Here is a 16257-nt window from a genome sequence, read left to right as displayed (position 1 = left end):
CCTCAACTGGCACCATGGGCGGCCGCGGGCGCGCCCACGCCGTTGTAAACCGTTGCCGCGCTGGCGCGTCGAATCCCGGTGAGCCGCGTGCGCTTGAGCATCAGCGCGTTAATTGCCACCAGCGCCGAGCTGCCCGACATCGCGATCGCGGCCACCTCGGGGCTGATCGTGAACGGGTAAAATACACCGGCCGCCAGCGGAAACGCCACCACGTTGTACGCGACCGCCCACCACAGGTTCTGGTGCATCTTGCGCAAGGTCGCGCGCGAGAGTTCAATCGCGCCAACCACATCCAGCGGGTCGCTCTTCATCAGTACCACGTCGGCGCTTTCCATCGCAACGTCGGTGCCTGCGCCGATCGCAAAGCCGACGTCGGCCTGGGTCAGCGCCGGCGCGTCGTTAATCCCGTCGCCGACCATGCCGACCTTCTTGCCCTGCTCCTGCAGCTCCTTGACCTTGGCGGCCTTGTCGCCCGGCAGCACGTCGGCTAGCACGATATCGATGCCTAACTCCTTTGCGATGCGTTCGGCGGTCGAACGATTGTCCCCGGTCAGCATCGCGACCTGCACGCCGCGGCTGTGCAGCGCCTTGATCGTCTCGGCCGAGGTCGGCCGCACCGCGTCGGCGATCGCGATCAGGCCGATTAGCCGCCCGCCGTGGGCGGCGTGTACCACGGTGCGGCCTTGGCCCTGCAGGCGGTCGGCATCGGCCTTCAGCGTGCCGAGGTCGATGCCGCTGGCATCCATCAGCCGCCGGTTACCAAGCAAGGTCAGTCGGCCGCCCACCACCGCCTGCGTGCCCTGGCCATCGATGTTAGTGAACTCAGTAGCCGCTTCGGAGGCCAGCTCGCCGGCGCGCTTCAGGATCGCGACCGCGAGCGGGTGCTCGGAGAGCTTTTCGACCGAGCCGGCTATGCGCAACAGGTCATCGGGCGTCACGTCCTGGGCTACCGCCATGTCGACGACTTCCGGCTGGCCGAGCGTCAGCGTGCCGGTCTTGTCGAAGATCACCACATCCAACCGTGTTGCATCCTCCAGCGCCGAGGCGTTCTTGAACAGGATGCCGTTCATCGCGCCCAGGCCAGTACCCACCATCACGGCCATCGGAGTGGCCAACCCTAGCGCATCGGGGCAGGCGATCACGAACACCGTGATCGTCAGCGTCAGCGCCAACAGCACCGGCTGCCCGAGCACGAAGTACCAGGCGGCAAAGGTCGCCACGCCAATTACGAAGGCGATCACCACCAGCCATTGCGAGGCCTGGTCGGCCAGTAGTTGGGCTGGCGCCTTGGAATTCTGCGCTTCCTGCACCAGCTTGACGATCTGCGCCAGCGCGGTGTCGGCACCCACCTTGGTCGCACGGTAGCGGAAGCTACCGCTTTTATTGATTGTCGCGCCAATTACCTTGTCGCCAACTGTCTTCTTCACCGGCATCGACTCGCCGGTGAGCATCGATTCGTCCACCTGAGAGCCGCCTTCGAGCACCTCGCCGTCGACCGGAATCTTGTCGCCGGGACGCACCACCAAGACGTCGTTGCGCAGCACGTCGGCGGTCGCCAAGGTCACCTCCTTACCGCCACGCATCACGGTGGCCTTTGGCGGGGCCAGCTCCATCAGCGCGCGAATCGCTTCTGAAGCCCCCGCGCGCGCGCGCATCTCCAGCCAATGCCCGAGCAGGATGAACACCAGCAGCACCGACACCGCCTCGTAGAACTGCGCACCGCCGAAGTAGAAGGTGCTGCCGACGCTGAAGGCATAGCCGGTGCCGACGCTCAGCACTACCAGCACCGCCATATTGAGTACGCCGGTGCGCAACGCTCGCGCTGCGGCGACGAAGAATGGCCAAGCAGGGTAAATCACGGCGCCGGTGGCCAGCAGGAACAGCCAAAGGCCCAGGTCCAGCCCGAATGGCGGCGCCAGCTTGATAAAGTCCATGCCCATCGGAGCGTAGAGGAAGATCGGTACCGTGAACGCCAGGCAAATCCAGAAACGATTGCGCATGTCGCGTGCCATGGCCTTGGCGTCCATGCCTGGGCCGTGCCCCATTTCGTGGGCCATTGCATCCATACCCTCATGACCCATCGCGGCATGTTCGCGTACGACGGGTCCCTTCGCAACGGCTGGCCGGCCGGGGGCATGCAGGTCCCCCGGCGGATGTCCGGGATGGGCGTAGTCGTGCCTGTGTGCCGGCGTCGGCGCGTGCCCCATTGGCCCGCACACATGCTGGGGCAGCATTTCACCGGCACAATGGTATCCGCAGTCCTGGATCGCGCCCTGGATGCGTGTCGGATCGATGCGCCGTTGGTCGTAAGTCACTGTGGCCGACCCGGCCACCGGGTTGACCGAGACGCGTTCAATGCCCGGCATCTGTGCCAGGTGCTTCTCGACGCCGCGCGCGGACAACGGCGACAGCAGGCCTGCGACCTCGAAGGTGTTAGTTGTGCTCATGAGGGAATCCGTTGGTGGAGAATTGAACGCGGCGCGACGAAGTGCAGGGCAACGGCGACGCTCAGCAGCGCCGCGAAGAAGCACCACACCGAAATGAACCAGCGGGCGTAGAAGATATAGGATAGGAAAGACGCGCCCAGCGCGAGCGCGCCGAACACCTTGACCCAGACATGGCTGGACACCAGCAGGCTTACTGTCGTGGCCAGCACGTACAACGTCATCGACGCGGCAATGTAGAAGTGCGGGGACTGGTAGTCCACATGGCCGCCCACCGGGCGCGCCAGGATCGGGTTCACCACCAGGTTGTACAGCAGGTATGCACCCACGGCCAGTCCCACTGCCACAAAGACAAATAGCCCTCGGCGGCGCGGGCCGCCGGGCTCGAGCAGCCATGCCGCCAGGGGTATATACACCGGCCACAGCACGTGGGAGAAAAGCGAATAGGCCTGCGTGGCGGTGAAGTTAAGCCAGGCAGGACCGGCGAAGCTGAGCCAGACGACACCCTCCACGAGTTGCTGGACCGCGAACAGCAGCGGGATTGCTGCATAGGGGCGCTCGGCAGGACGCCGCGTCATGCGCAGCGTCACCGTGCCGATTGCCAGCAGCAGCGTGCCGGAGCCGAAGCTGGCCGTAGCGGAGAAGCACATGGCGTCAGCTCTCCCGGAACCCCGGGGTCCGGCGGCCATACAGATCACGCCGCGTTAGCGGCACTGGCCACTCGCCATGACTGCGCCTAGAGGCGAGGATTTGGTAGATACTGGTGCCGCCGGCCTCAAACTGCAGCGCGCAGGCCGCCATGTACAGGCGCCAGATGCGATAAGCGGCTTCGCCGACCACGGCGGTCGCCGCCTCGCGCCGCGCCTCCAGGCGCTGCACCCAGTGCCGCAAGGTCATCGCGTAGTGCGGGCGCAGTCCCTCGACATCGTGTATCTCGAATCCTGCGCGCTCCATGCCGAGTTGAATATTACTGACACAGTCGAGCTCGCCGTCGGGGAATACATAGCGATTGATGAACTCGGTAGCGACCGTCTTGTTCCAGCCTTCCTCGTCGTGCGTGATGCCGTGGTTCAAGAACAGACCGCCCGGCTTGAGCACCCGTCGCACCGTCGCATAGTAGGCCGGCAGGTTAGCCAGGCCGACGTGCTCGAACATCCCGATGCTGGAAACCTTGTCGTAAACCCCTTGTCCTTCAAGGTCCCGGTAGTCCCGCAGCGCCACCGTGACGCGGTCCTGCAATCCTTCGGTCCGAATACGCTCACGGGCATACTCTAGCTGGCGCGCGCTCAGCGTGATGCCATGAGCGTACACGCCGTGCTCGCGCGCGGCCCAGCATATGAGTGCACCCCAGCCGCAGCCGATGTCCAGCAGCCGTTCACCGGGCTTCAGGCGCAGCTTGCGGCAGACGTGTTCCAGCTTGTTGCGCTGCGCCGTATCCAGTGAATCAGCGGGCTGCTCAAAGTAGGCGCAAGAGTACACCCGCTCCTCGCCCAACCACAACCCATAGAACTCATTGGACACGTCATAGTGGAACGAAATCGCGGCACGGTCGCTGCGACGGGAATGCCGGTGCGAGAAGCGCAGGGCGACCCGCGAGGCGAAGCCGCCGCCCTGCTTGTTTTTGTCTGGGTCCTGAGTCGGCAGCTTCAGCGCGTCCTTTAACAGCGCGATCCGGTCGCGCCACGGCAGCTGGATCGATTCGAAGTGGTTCTTCAGCCCGAGCGCACCATACAAGTCCCCCTCGATGTCGAGCACACCACGGAAGTACGCATCGGCAAGCAGGACGGGACTGCGCCCCACCACCAGACGCCGAGGCAGGCTCGGGTCACGTACCACCAATGTGAAATTGGCTTCCGTATCGTGCCCATGCAGCGTATCGTTCCATAACCGCAGCGCAGGCGGCCTCTCCATCCCAGCGAGCAGTCGGCGCAGGATGCGAAGCGCCGGCTCGGTGTCGATCGAATGCAAGCGGTCGACGGCGGCTCTGTTGCTGTTCATCGAGCTTCCTCCCGTTTGGATTGAGGGACCTCTGTCGTTATCGGAACCGACGAAGGCAGTGAAGGTCCCGCGCGACAGCGGTCCTTTGAGCTTCCCAAGGGTTCTGCCGACCTGTTCATGACCCACTTCTTGGGACCTGCAAGAGTTCACGCACCGCGGATGCGAGGTCGGGGGCGACCGAAATGGCATTGGAAGGATGGACGACCGTGTCGCAGCTCACGACCCGCCCGGCACCGGCCGACTCAAGCTCCCGAGCAGCGCTGCCAGAGAACACCGCATGGATCGCAATGCATATGGGTGCAGCCATCCCCGCACGCCGCAGATGACCGATGGTCTCGATCATCGTGCGGCCGGTTGAAACAATGTCATCGACAAGCACCGGCGTGTAATCGCGCCAGCGGTCAACATCCGGCACCGAGACTTCCACGTCGCGATCTCCCTTGCGGCTCTTGCGCAGCACCACCAATGGCGCCTCGGCCCTCTGTGCGACGTCTGCCACCCACTGCCCGCTCTCTTCGTCGGGGCCCACCAGCACCGGGCGGGTCACATGAGCGCGCAGCCATGCCGCCATGGCCGACGCGGCGTGAACATGGCGTGTGGGGATCGCATAGACCTGCGACAGGTCGGTGATTCGGTGCAAGTGGGGATCCACTGTCGCCAGCCAATCGAATCCACGCGACAACCAGGTTGCGAAATGCTGCGCGCTGACGGTCTCGCCCGGATGGAAGCGCACGTCTTGCCGCATGTACGCCAGATACGGGGCAACCAGTCCGACGTCGGCCGCGCCGTTCTCGCGGGCAGCCGCGGCCAGCAAGAGCAGCGGGATCAGTTTGTCATCTGGCCGGTCAAGCGTGCAGACGATGACGACCGGCCGCCCCTGCACCGCGGATTCGACCCGCACATAGGACTCTCCATCCGGAAACCGTCGCACCGTCGCCATGCCGAGCTCCGCCCCTAGCGCCAAGGCAAGTTGCCCGGCCATCGCTTCGTTGCCCGGCATGGCCAAGACCAGCGGCGTCATCTCGGCTCTCCCACGTCGATCAGCGGGTGAGCCGCCAGGTATTCGAGCGCGTAGGCCAACTCGCCGGGCGCTTCGGCATGCAGGGTGAATAGCGGCATGCCAGCCTCGACCCGGTCCCCAAGCCTGACGTGCAACTCGAGCCCGGCAGCGGGCGCCCTCGGCGCACCCGCCAGCTTGGCCACGCGGGCCAGCCGGCGGCTGTCGATCGCATGCACCAGCCCGTCGCGTTGGGCCAACACCGGCTCGCGCAGCCGCGACAGCGTGGGCTCGCGCAAGCCCCCTTGCGCTTCGCAAATCGCCTGGAACTTCGCCCACGCGGCGCCGCTTGCGAGCAAGCGCCGTGCGATCGCCTCGCCATTACCCGGCTCGCTGTGGCCGCAGAACTCCAGCAGGTGACCGGCCAGCGCGACGGCACGCACGCCCAAGTCCACCGGCGCATGCGCGGCACCCTGGAGTACTGCCAGCACATCGAGCGCCTCTAACGAAGGACCAATGCCCCGGCCCACCGGTTGCGTGCCCACCGTACGGACCACCTGCAAGTTCAAGCCGCAGGCCTGTGCCACCTGCTCCAGCAGTTCCTTCAGGCGCTGATAGTCTTCGCCACTGCGCACCTTGGCTGTTGGCCCGACCGGCACGTCTATCACAGAATGTGTGGCGCCGGCCGCGACCTTCTTCGACAGCACGGACGCCACGAGCTGCGCATCGCTGTCCAGGTCGAGTGGCCGCTCGACGCGGATCAACATGTCGTCAGCCGGGCTGAGCGCCAATGCGCCCCCCCAGACAAGGCAGCCGCCCTCCCGCTGGACGACACGCCGCATCTGCTCGATGCCCAGCGCGACCGGCGTCATCGTTTCCATGACGTCGGCGGTGCCGGCCGGTGAGGTAATCGCCCGCGACGACGTCTTGGGCATGGTGAGCCCAGCAGCGGCAATGATCGAAACGACGATCGGGGTCGTGCGGTTGCCCGGTAGCCCTCCCACACAGTGCTTGTCGGCGATCGGCGAGTGGCCCCAGTCGAGGCGCTCTCCGGCGGCTACCATCGCCCGCGTCAGGTCGATCGTCTCCTGCCGATCCATCCGCCCGCCAGCGCAGGCGCTGAGAAAGGCCGCGATGTGTGTCCCGGGGTAGCGGCCGGCTGCGACGTCGTGGATTATCGAGTCAAGCGCCGGCGCATCGAGCCGGTGACCATAAATTTTGGCGCGTACCTGGCTCATTGAGTCCAAAGCCGGGGCATGTGAGACGGTGATGCGATCGCCCATCGCTGGTCCCAGCGCGCGCCACGCGCCGTTCGACAGACCAGCTTCGCCCAACTCCAGCAACGGCGGATCGACGACGTTCAGTGTCGCGATGATCGAGCGTTCGTTCAAGTGAAGCAATACACGTGCTTGCGCCGCAAAGCCCTCCGAGCGGCAAACATGGCAATCACGGTGCATGTAGACGACATATTCCTGTTGCGTCTCGACGCCCATGCGACGCACGGCAAGGCTTGCCTTGTGGAGCGCGCCCGTCATACCGTCAACTCTACACTTTGCCCCAGCAGCGGAACCCGGGCCGTCCAGCCGAGTTCCTGCTCAATGCGCTGGCGTATCGCGTCGGCTGGCCCCGGCTCGCCATGGGTCACGAACACCGAACGCGGCGCCGCAGGGGCGCTGCGCAGCCACTCGATCAGTTGGCGTGCATCGGCATGTGCCGACATGCCCTGCAAGGAAATAACTTCGGCACGCACGGCGATGTCCGCACCGTGGATGCGCAGGCTGCGCTCGCCGGCCTGCAGCCGCGCGCCGCGCGTCCCTCCAGCCTGATAACCGGCCAGTATGATGGTGTTGCGCCGGTCCGGCGCCAGATTCTTCAGATGGTGCAATACCCGCCCACCGGTGGCCATGCCGCTGGCGGAGACAATCACCGCCGGAAAGGTCAGTCCGGCCAGCGCCCGCGACTCCTCTGCGGTGCGCACCATGCGTGCAGCCTTGTACATACCGAGGCAGTCCTCGACCGACAGCTTATGTTCGGCGTGGTGGCGATGATAGATCTCGGTCGCATCCACCGCCATTGGGCTGTCAAGGAACACGGGCAGGTTGGGAATTGCGCCCTGCTGCTTCAGCTTGTGGATCAGATGCAGCAGCAGCTGTGCACGCCCCACCGCGAATGCTGGAATCACGACCATTCCGCCACGGTGTGCGGTGCGCGCGATCGCCTCGCCGAGCATTGCCTGTGCGTTCGGTGTCGGTTCGTGTAGCCGGTCCCCATAGGTCGATTCGACGATGATGTAATCCGCTTTGCGGACCGACACGGGCGCACGCATCAGCGGGTCGTCGGGACGTCCAACGTCCCCGGAGAACAGCACCGTCGTTTGCCCGGCTGTCAGCTCGACCGAGGCCGCACCGAGAATGTGCCCCGCCGGCCGCAGGTTCACCGTGACGCCGGGTAGGACTTCCATAGGTTTGTCGAAGGGCAATCGCTGGAATTGCTCCAGTGCGCGACGGGCGTCATCCTCCGTGTACAAGGGCAAGGCCGGAACGTGCTTGGATGTGTGATGGCGGTTCGCATAGGCAGCATCTTCTTCCTGGATCCTGCCGCTGTCGGGCAGCAGAAGGCCGCACAGTTCGATCGCCGACGGAGTGGCCAGAATCGGGCCTTGGAAGCCTTGTTTCACCAATAGCGGTAGCGCACCGGCGTGGTCGAGGTGCGAGTGCGTCAGCACCACTGCATCGATGTTCGTAGCTGTGAATGGCAAAGGCTCCCAGTTCATCAGCCGCAGCTGCTTGTAGCCCTGGAACAGCCCGCAATCAATCAGCAGTCGCCTCCCCTGATGCTCGACCAGGTACTTCGAACCGGTCACCGTGCCGGCCGCACCGTGAAAACTGAGTTTCATCGGTCACTCCCTCTCAAGCATGATGGTGGCCGGCCTGTTTGTTGTCAAAGCGCGGGATGAACCTGGGCGTGCGCGATGCATAGCCCACCCATTCTTCCCCGAACTCGCGCTCGGCCCACTTCTCTTCGGTGATGGCCAGACGCATGTACATGACCACCAGCACCGGAAACATCAGCAGCGTCAGGATCGTCGGCCACTGCACCAGAAAACCGAACATGATCAGCACGAAGCCCACGTACTGCGGATGTCGAATGCGGGCATAGGCACCAGTCGTTGCTAGCGTGTGGTGCTGCTGGCTGTCATACAGCACCCGCCAGGCAGAAGACAACATCCAGAAGCCACCCCCGATGAAGACTGCGCTTAGCAGATGGAACGGGCCGAAGTGCGGGTTGGCTCGCCAGCCGAACATCACCTCCAGCAGATGGCCGGCGTCATGCGACAGGAAGTTCACGCCAGGGAACTTCGAACTCAGCCAACCTGACAGCAGATAGATCGTCAGCGGGAAACCATACATTTCGGTGAAGAGCGCCACCAGGAAGGCCGAGAATGCGCCGAACGAGCGCCAGTCACGCGAGCTTCGCGGCTTGGCAAAGCTGAACGCGAAGATGATGAAAACGAGGGAGTTGATGATCACCAGCGACCACAGGCCGTAGGCGGGGGGTGTCGATTGGTCCATGAGGCTCTCCTCCGAGAGGGTCTTAGTGGTGGTGGTGCTCGGCGCCTTTGGGCGGCTGCTTGCTGGACGCCGGCCCCGAAGGACGGGGCGCGTCGGAATCGGAATCGCGCGGCGGCTCCTGGCCAGCATGGTCGCCATGGCCACCGTGCCCGTGGAACATGTGCAGCAGCGGACAGGCAAGCAGCAGAAGGAACGGCAGCCAGCCGAACAGGTGCGCGCGGTGCTCGGTAAACAAGAAGAACAGGGCGATCAGCCCGAAAGCAGCGAAGATGAAGCCGGAGCCGATGCGCCCGGACTGCCGGCGCCGAGTGGGAGATCGATACAGCGACATGAGGACTCCTTCGTAAGATGCGGTCAGGGTTGGGGACGGCGGTTAGTACGCGGTTTCGCGAAGACGCCCGCAGCCGCCGGTGTGCCTTCAATGAGCCCGCACACCGAATGGCCATCAGGGACGCCGTCCGGCCGGCTGTGCCAGTCCAGCACGGCGGCCTTCATGTGCCGGTATAACGCCTGGGCGCTATCCAGCCGCTCGCGCTGTTGCTCGATCCGCTCCGCGAGCAGCGTCCGTGCGCGCGGGCAGGGCAGGTCTCCCCGCGCGCTCATTGCCACCAGTTCCGACACGTCCCTTAGGCTGAAACCGAGCGACAGCGCGCTGCGCACAAAGCGCACCCGCGCCACGCTGCGTTCGGAGAAAGTGCGGTACCCGCCTTGCGTGCGGCCTTCGGGTGCCAGCAGACCGATGCGCAGGTAGTGCCGCACCGTGTCGGCGGTGACGCCGGCAGCGCGCGCACAGTCGATCAGTTGCATGGGGTTGTTCCTCCGCGGTGGCTGGTCTGTTGCGGTTGCATCTGCTTCGGATCGTGAACCCGTGTGTTGCACATGGGTCAACCTCTCTTTCAGGTTCGAGTCCATGCGCCCGCGCTGAGCCTGAACATGCCGCTCGGTAGCCGCAGGAGATGCGCTTCTCACACTTGGGTATGCGACGAACCTTGTGGCGATCCGCCCCCAGCACCTAGGTGCTGGATCCCATGTTTGTAGCCTAGTGGTGTGCGTCAAACGGATTGCATCTTATTCAGCTTTGCCCGGGCACGCGTGACTTTCGCCAAGATGTCAGAAGCTTTGGCGGTCCAGATGAACGGTTTCGGATCACGATTGTGCCTCTCCATGTATTGCTCGATGGTGCTGACCAATTCGGGTACCGAGTGAAAAGCCGAGCGCCGCAATTGGTTCTCCGAGAGGTCACGAAAGAAGCGTTCGACCATGTTCAGCCAGGAGGCGCTGGTGGGGGTGAAATGCATGTGAAATCGTGGGTGTTTGGCGAGCCACGCTTGCACATTGGGGTGCTTGTGGGTTGCATAGTTGTCAGCGATCAAATGGAGCTCGCGGTCCTTGGGCGTACTTCGATCAATCTGCCGCAAGAAGCGCAGCCACTCTTGGTGTCGATGCTTTGTCATGCACTGACCAATGACACTTCCATCGAGGGTGTTCATCGCCGCGAACAAGGTCGTCACGCCATGACGCTTGTAGTCGTGAGTCATCGTTTGACAGCGACCTGGCTTCAACGGCAGGCCTGGCTGGGTCCGGTCAAGCGCCTGAATCTGGCACTTCTCGTCGCAAGAGAAGACCAATGCGTGTTCGGGTGGATTGAGATACAGCCCGACGATGTCTTCCAGCTTCTCGGTAAAGTGTTTATCGTTCGACACCTTGAAGCTCACCACCCGATGCGGCTTGAGTCCATGCGCCTGCCAGATGCGCCGCACGCTCGCCGCACTGACGCCGGCCTTCGCTGCCATACTTCGCGTACTCCAATGCGTCGCGTTATCCGGACGCTGTTGGGTTGTCAGTGCCACGATGGCCTTGACCTTGCGCGCGGAAATCTTCAGCTTTCGTCCCGGCCGCGCCTCATCTTGCTCGATCCCCGCGAGTCCGTTGGCTATAAATCGCGCTCGCCAGCGTGCTACTGTGCCGCGCCAGACACCGAGCTCTGCGCCGATCTCTTTATCCATTTTGCCCTGCGCTGCGAGCAAGATCATCTTGGCACGCTCCGCAAGCCTCACCGCGATCGTCCGGCTCGTAGCCCACGTTTCTAGCTGTTTGCGCTGTGCTTCACTTACCTCAACCTGTGCCGCGATTCTCATGAGTTCGCCCTCCATATAAAGCAGACTCACTGATCGCCATTAAGTTGCATTATTTATGACGCAGATCACTAGGAGCTGGCGGGTGGCGCGGCTTGAGATGGATCAAACGGCGCCGTCACAGCAGCCTGGCAGGTGCTGCCATACAGTTGCCGGAAGGCAAGCTCCGCGCCCTCGTCGCGCAGCGTCCGCCAAGCGGCGATCGACTGTTCAACCCAGGCGCTGGCGGCGCGCTCGGCGCGGTACCAGGGATTGCGTTCCCGCTCGGCGTCGTCGAGCTTCGCCCATTCCAACGCACCGGCGGCAAAAGGCAGTTCCGCGCCGCCCAGTGGCAACGAAGTGGCCCAGACCTGACGGCTAACGCGCATTGGATGCCAGCGGGCCAGCCAGTCGGCCATCAGCTTCGAGCTCAGCAGGCGAATCCAGGGCGAAACCAGCTTCGCATAGGCATCGTCCAATTCTGCCGACAACCGCTGTACACGGTCGAAGCCGGGTGGCTGCGGCTCGAACTGCAGGTCCTCCAGTCTGCGTGAAACGAAGCTTGCGGCGGCCACCCCTTGCGAATCCGTGGCTGTGGCCAGTTGCATTTCGTATAGACCGGGCGGCAGCTGCGAGATCTTTTCGGCGTAGTGCAGGATCGCACGGTGCTCGCGGCGGGCGATATCGGCCGAGACGAAGATCCCAAGATGCCCCACCTTGGGATGCAACAGATAAACCACGCGCTGCTGCGCTGCCACCAGTTCCGCCGTGGACCGGTACACGCTGCGCAACCAGGCCAGCGCCTGGTGCGGCGGCGTGATGTTGTCGCCGTACGAGCTGAAGATCAGCAGCGGCGTGTGGATGCGTGTGAGATCGGCCCGGCAACCGCAATCGACCACCACCTCGCCCTGCTCCACCTTGTTACCGATGAACAGTTCGCTGACGATCGCAAGGATCTCCTCGCGGCCAAGGAAGTAGAAGCCGTTCCACCAGCGCTCGAACTCCAGGAAACGGTCGCGCTCGCGTTCCGGATGCGCCCACAGTGTCTCGTACTTCTTCCACACGCCCTCGGGCCGCAGCGCCTCGAAGTTCTGCACCAGCCAGGCGCCATCGAAGGTGCCAGCGCCGAGGTCGGCGAGCAGGTGTGCCGGCCACACGCCGCCGGTGAACCCTGCAAGCAGCCGCATTGGATTTACGCCCGGCTCACCGGCCCAGTATGACAACGGCGAGCCGTTTAGCACCGCCAGGCCCGCCTGGCGCTCGCAATGCGACAGCGCCAGCGCAACCGCCCATCCGCCCTGGCAGTTGCCGTAGACGATCGGCGGCTTGCCGCGGTGGCGAGCAGCAACCGTATCGAGGAAGCGCGCCAGCGTCTCCACCACGGCACCCATCGTCTGGCCCTCGACCGGCTGCGGGTCGAACACGACGAAGTAAACCGGGTGGCCTTCGCGCAATGCCATGCCCACTTCGGAGTCGCGGTGGAAGCCGCCAATGCCTGGGCCGTGACCAGCGCGCGGATCGACAACAATCACCGGCGCCGCGGCGCCCCGCACGTATTGCTCGAGCGCGTCGGTGCCACAGCGGGTGACCCGCAGCAGCCGGTAGTTGGTCGGCGGCTGCAGGGTGTGGCCATCAAGCACCTCCTCGGCTTCAAAGTGCAACAGTGGCGGCATGCCGGCCGCCTCGTGGGCCTTCATATTCTCTGCGCGCTGCTGAAGTATCTGGGCGGTCGCCACGCTGCGCCAAGCCAAGTCACCCAGGTATTGCGCCAGCGCCGCCGGGTTGGCGGTCATTGCCGGGCCGGTCGCTTCCGCCGTCGCTCCGTTCGCTGCCATTGCCACTGTTGATCGCGTTGCGTCAGTGGCAGCAGCCCCCGCACTTGTGCGCGCCGCCAGCGGAGCCGCAGCCACCGCCGTGGCGGGCGTGGGCCTTCGCTGCGTCGGCGCTGCCACCAAGCGGTGCCGCTTCGTAGCCGGCAGCCTCCAGCGCGGCCAGCATCGCGGGCGTGGCCTGGGCATCGCCGCTGACGCGCGCGGTGCCGCGCGCGAGGTCAACCTCGACCGCCCCGACACCCGGCACGCGCTGCAATGCGCGGGTGACAGACGTGACACATGAGCCGCAGGTCATCCCGTTGATCTTCAGTTCGATGGTGTCCATGGAAGAATCCTCTCAGAAAGTGAATGTTTGTAGACCTTATTGCAACCCTGCTCAATGCAGCACCGTTCGCCGGCCGGCGCACGTCGGAGGCAGAAAACATGGCTTCGATCTGCCGTAACACGATCAGCTTAGGCGTGGACGATTAGGCGCCCGTTGACCCAAATCAAGTTGGAACCGTCCGCCGCATCAGGCTATTAACGTCATCAGGCCTGCCAGCGCGGCCGCTGGGTCGGCGATTCCATGGTAAATGCCGGGGATTTCATTATTCAGGTCCAGCAATCCATAGACGGCGTGCATCGCACCGCGTACCGAATATTCGACAGTGAACACCACGTCCTCCGGGATCTCCACGTACTGACCGAGCAGCGCGAAGTTCTTGGCGCCGGGCGGGATCACCGTCGGCCGGTCAGAGGGCTCGCGGCGCTCGAACTCGCTGGTGATATACGGCATCATCACCGGAATCACGGTGGTTGTGCTCCGCACTTCGTCGAGGATGTCCTCGCAGCGCAAGTGGTGCATCAACTCGGTCAGGATCTCCTGACCGGTAGCCTGTGCCATCGTCTTGTCGATGTAGTCGCCCTTATTGTCCACGAAGAGCCCGTAGCCCCAGAGCGTGTACACCTCCTTCGGCTGCCCGGCGAAGTGGGGCGGGTGCGGAACGACGATCGACAACAGCCAGCTTGAGTCCTTGAACGTCATCAGGCCGCCGGTGCCAGGCGCATTGCCAGTGAAGGCCTCAATGCGCTGCGTCAGCGTGGGGCTGCGCATTGTCAGTGTGAATGACTCCCACTTGCTCTCGTCGACGTTGCCGCAAAACGCGTTCGGGCGACCCAGTCCGGGCACCTTGCGGGCCATGGCTTCCCACAGCGTCCAAGCTCCGTCGCGCTTGTCGCGCACCAGTTCCGGCGCATGGTGGTCGTCCCCATAAGTCGCGTCGGCGGTCATCGAGCCAATGGTGATGAGCGCCAGGTCCTCGGGCCGCACGCGATAGGCCGCTGGTATTCCGTCTCGCACGAAGCGGAGTAGTTCGACACGCCGGCCCTCTTCGGACTCGACAAAATCGATGTCGACCACCTTGGTGCCGTACTCGAACACCACGCCCTGCCGCTTCAGCCAATGTTCCATCGGTCGCACGATCACATCGTACTGGTTCAGCGGCGTGCGCCGAACGCCGGCGAGCGTGTGTATGCGCGGGAACTCCTGCAGGAAACGCAGCATGTAGCGCTTGAGTTCGATTGCACTGTGCCAGATCTGGAACGCAAACGTGGTGCGCCACATTGCCCAGAAATTAGTCTCGAAGAAGTGCTGTGAGAAGACGTCTTCAATGCGAAGGGTGTGCAGCAGGAATTCGGGCGTCGCCAGCAGCCGCATGATCTCCAGCCGGTCCTGCAGGTTAAAGCCCAGGTCGCTGGCATCAAGGATGCGGCGCTGCCTGTCGATCAGCCGGGCGCGCGAATGCGAACGCCACTCGGCGTTGAAGGCCCACGCCTGCTGCTTGACGCTGGTCGTCGGATCATCCACGGAGGGAATGCTGTCCAGGACGTTCCACAGGCAGACGTACGTCTCTTCAGTGAACATGCGTCCGCCTCGGGTTACGTAGCCCTTGCGCGGATCACCGGAGCCATCGAGCGCGCCACCGGCCACCTGCAGTTCCTCCAAAATGTGAATGTTTGAGCCTTTGAAGCCACCGTCGCGGATCAGCAGTACAGCCGCCGACAGCGACGCGATGCCGCCGCCAATCAGGTAGCCAATGCGATGTTCATTATTTGTTGCTTGCGTCATGACATCCTCTGATCCAAACGCCATTCCTGAGTATGCTCAAGCGCTCGATTGGGTAGCCGGCCAATCGCGCTCGCTGGCTGGCCGTACGAGTCAAATGCGGAAACATTGCAAATGTCGGTACATGAATGAGCCTTTGCAGTATTAATCTATGACGGCGATTGCCGCGCACAGATAACACTCTAGGCAGGTTCGCGCCCACGACCTTGCGCAAGCTCAAGTCCGAGGCGGCTGGCTGTAATGCAGCTGACTGCCACCGCTCACGATCGTCGCAACGATTGCAACGGCAGAGGCGTAGCCATGGCATCATGGGAGACGACGGACAGACCCCGGGCCGTCGGGCTACGGGGTAAGCGGGCGAGTGGGAGGTCGCCGCCGCGGCACTTCAGCCGGACACGCAACTGCAGCGCGTCGTGGTCACTTTGTTGTCGGGAAATGCAACAAGGCCGGTGAGAAAAACAACCTCATCAGCAAAATGCCGCGCTGACCATGGACCTTCTAGCTCTAGCACACGCGCTAGCGCGGCACTGAAGGCATCTTCCGAGCGGCGCCAGGCATTGGCCGCCGAGACATCATGCCGGTCCGCGCTGGAACCTCATCTGCCATTTCGGCGACTGGCGCATGCCATGATTGGAATCGCCCTACTCTAGTAACGTGCAACTAGGACTAGCGCATCTGGTGGGCACTTTCCAACCACGCGGCGCCCCACGGCGTAGCCATCTCGCGGACGTATGGACTCAACCGTTGGTTGTACGGTTTCTCATTAAATTCCGAGACTGCACGGCGCGCTATAAAGACGCGGCATGTGGATAGGGATAGGGGAAGTGAATATCCTCGACGTGATACGGCCAACAAGAAGACTTCATGAAACTCTGGAAAACGGCGTAACCCCCCGGCAGTGCTGACGCCATCCCGGCAAATGTCGGCTCTCCAGGCACCCGCCAGTGCTCGACCACCCGCGCCCACGCGCCCGAGCAGACAATTGAAGAGGCTAGTGGTCGTAGCTCTTGTCTGGTAGTGCTCACGGCTGGCGGGGTGGCTGCGGCTGCATCCTCATGTATTGGTGTTGCATGATGTTGTTCATCATCATCTGCTGCATGCCCAAGTACTGGTCCATCATGTACTGCCGCTGCTTCATTTGCTCAGGTGTGAGCTTCGAATAGTAGTCGCCCATCTGCCCCCAACCCATCATGCGC

General features: G+C 63.6%; 13 protein-coding genes. All 13 read right to left on the bottom strand.

Annotation, left to right across the window (positions count from 1 at the left end):
* Nucleotides 1-2: 2 nt before the first annotated feature.
* Nucleotides 3-2447, bottom strand: a complete 2445-nt coding sequence (locus AC3WQZ_RS27165) for a heavy metal translocating P-type ATPase (protein ID WP_454751328.1) — start codon at nucleotides 2445-2447, stop codon at nucleotides 3-5.
* The gene (locus tag AC3WQZ_RS27160) at nucleotides 2444-3094 is read right to left on the bottom strand and encodes a DUF6629 family protein (protein WP_454751319.1); all 651 of its coding nucleotides are present in this window, start codon (nucleotides 3092-3094) and stop codon (nucleotides 2444-2446) included. Before AC3WQZ_RS27160 ends, AC3WQZ_RS27165 begins: the two co-directional genes overlap by 4 nt.
* Nucleotides 3095-3098: 4 nt before the next feature.
* On the bottom strand, nucleotides 3099-4442 hold the full coding sequence (locus AC3WQZ_RS27155; protein ID WP_454751320.1) for a class I SAM-dependent methyltransferase: 1344 nt from the start codon (nucleotides 4440-4442) through the stop codon (nucleotides 3099-3101).
* A gap of 115 nt (nucleotides 4443-4557) precedes the next feature.
* Nucleotides 4558-5463: a ribose-phosphate pyrophosphokinase gene (locus AC3WQZ_RS27150; protein ID WP_454751321.1), complete on the bottom strand. Its 906-nt coding sequence runs from the start codon at nucleotides 5461-5463 to the stop codon at nucleotides 4558-4560.
* Nucleotides 5460-6974 carry a thymidine phosphorylase family protein gene (locus AC3WQZ_RS27145; RefSeq protein WP_454751322.1) on the bottom strand — a complete coding sequence of 505 codons (1515 nt, stop codon included), beginning with the start codon at nucleotides 6972-6974 and terminating at the stop codon, nucleotides 5460-5462. The genes AC3WQZ_RS27150 and AC3WQZ_RS27145 overlap by 4 nt, the downstream gene beginning before the upstream one ends.
* Complete coding sequence (locus AC3WQZ_RS27140) at nucleotides 6971-8335, bottom strand: MBL fold metallo-hydrolase (protein WP_454751323.1); 1365 nt, start codon at nucleotides 8333-8335, stop codon at nucleotides 6971-6973. Before AC3WQZ_RS27140 ends, AC3WQZ_RS27145 begins: the two co-directional genes overlap by 4 nt.
* A gap of 13 nt (nucleotides 8336-8348) precedes the next feature.
* Nucleotides 8349-9011 (bottom strand): methyltransferase family protein, encoded by a 663-nt coding sequence (locus AC3WQZ_RS27135; protein ID WP_454751324.1) that lies wholly within the window; start codon nucleotides 9009-9011, stop codon nucleotides 8349-8351.
* A 22-nt stretch (nucleotides 9012-9033) separates the two neighbouring features.
* Nucleotides 9034-9342: a DUF2933 domain-containing protein gene (locus tag AC3WQZ_RS27130; RefSeq protein ID WP_454751325.1), complete on the bottom strand. Its 309-nt coding sequence runs from the start codon at nucleotides 9340-9342 to the stop codon at nucleotides 9034-9036.
* A 23-nt stretch (nucleotides 9343-9365) separates the two neighbouring features.
* On the bottom strand, nucleotides 9366-9818 hold the full coding sequence (locus AC3WQZ_RS27125; RefSeq protein WP_454751326.1) for a MerR family transcriptional regulator: 453 nt from the start codon (nucleotides 9816-9818) through the stop codon (nucleotides 9366-9368).
* A 245-nt stretch (nucleotides 9819-10063) separates the two neighbouring features.
* Nucleotides 10064-11149: an IS630 family transposase gene (locus AC3WQZ_RS27120; protein ID WP_454750858.1), complete on the bottom strand. Its 1086-nt coding sequence runs from the start codon at nucleotides 11147-11149 to the stop codon at nucleotides 10064-10066.
* Nucleotides 11150-11217: 68 nt separating this feature from the next.
* Entirely contained in the window at nucleotides 11218-12918 is a 1701-nt protein-coding gene (locus AC3WQZ_RS27115) for a DUF3141 domain-containing protein (RefSeq protein ID WP_454750721.1), read from the bottom strand.
* A 64-nt stretch (nucleotides 12919-12982) separates the two neighbouring features.
* Entirely contained in the window at nucleotides 12983-13282 is a 300-nt protein-coding gene (locus tag AC3WQZ_RS27110; RefSeq protein WP_454750720.1) for a heavy-metal-associated domain-containing protein, read from the bottom strand.
* Between the two features lie 186 nt (nucleotides 13283-13468).
* Nucleotides 13469-15064, bottom strand: a complete 1596-nt coding sequence (locus AC3WQZ_RS27105; protein WP_454750719.1) for an oleate hydratase — start codon at nucleotides 15062-15064, stop codon at nucleotides 13469-13471.
* Nucleotides 15065-16257: the final 1193 nt, after the last annotated feature.

This window comes from Cupriavidus sp. FW305-26, from assembly GCF_058787975.1.
This window is presented reverse-complemented; position numbering and strand designations above follow the sequence as displayed.

What these genes read in the sequence shown, in the direction of transcription:
- AC3WQZ_RS27115 (WP_454750721.1), bottom strand. Translation starts at nt 12,918, where the DNA reads ATGACCGCCAACCCGGCGGCGCTGGCGCAATACCTGGGTGACTTGGCT.
- AC3WQZ_RS27145 (WP_454751322.1), bottom strand. Translation starts at nt 6,974, where the DNA reads ATGACGGGCGCGCTCCACAAGGCAAGCCTTGCCGTGCGTCGCATGGGC.
- AC3WQZ_RS27120 (WP_454750858.1), bottom strand. Translation starts at nt 11,149, where the DNA reads ATGAGAATCGCGGCACAGGTTGAGGTAAGTGAAGCACAGCGCAAACAG.
- AC3WQZ_RS27160 (WP_454751319.1), bottom strand. Translation starts at nt 3,094, where the DNA reads ATGTGCTTCTCCGCTACGGCCAGCTTCGGCTCCGGCACGCTGCTGCTG.
- AC3WQZ_RS27105 (WP_454750719.1), bottom strand. Translation starts at nt 15,064, where the DNA reads ATGACGCAAGCAACAAATAATGAACATCGCATTGGCTACCTGATTGGC.
- AC3WQZ_RS27125 (WP_454751326.1), bottom strand. Translation starts at nt 9,818, where the DNA reads ATGCAACTGATCGACTGTGCGCGCGCTGCCGGCGTCACCGCCGACACG.
- AC3WQZ_RS27150 (WP_454751321.1), bottom strand. Translation starts at nt 5,463, where the DNA reads ATGACGCCGCTGGTCTTGGCCATGCCGGGCAACGAAGCGATGGCCGGG.
- AC3WQZ_RS27140 (WP_454751323.1), bottom strand. Translation starts at nt 8,335, where the DNA reads ATGAAACTCAGTTTTCACGGTGCGGCCGGCACGGTGACCGGTTCGAAG.
- AC3WQZ_RS27110 (WP_454750720.1), bottom strand. Translation starts at nt 13,282, where the DNA reads ATGGACACCATCGAACTGAAGATCAACGGGATGACCTGCGGCTCATGT.
- AC3WQZ_RS27165 (WP_454751328.1), bottom strand. Translation starts at nt 2,447, where the DNA reads ATGAGCACAACTAACACCTTCGAGGTCGCAGGCCTGCTGTCGCCGTTG.
- AC3WQZ_RS27135 (WP_454751324.1), bottom strand. Translation starts at nt 9,011, where the DNA reads ATGGACCAATCGACACCCCCCGCCTACGGCCTGTGGTCGCTGGTGATC.
- AC3WQZ_RS27130 (WP_454751325.1), bottom strand. Translation starts at nt 9,342, where the DNA reads ATGTCGCTGTATCGATCTCCCACTCGGCGCCGGCAGTCCGGGCGCATC.
- AC3WQZ_RS27155 (WP_454751320.1), bottom strand. Translation starts at nt 4,442, where the DNA reads ATGAACAGCAACAGAGCCGCCGTCGACCGCTTGCATTCGATCGACACC.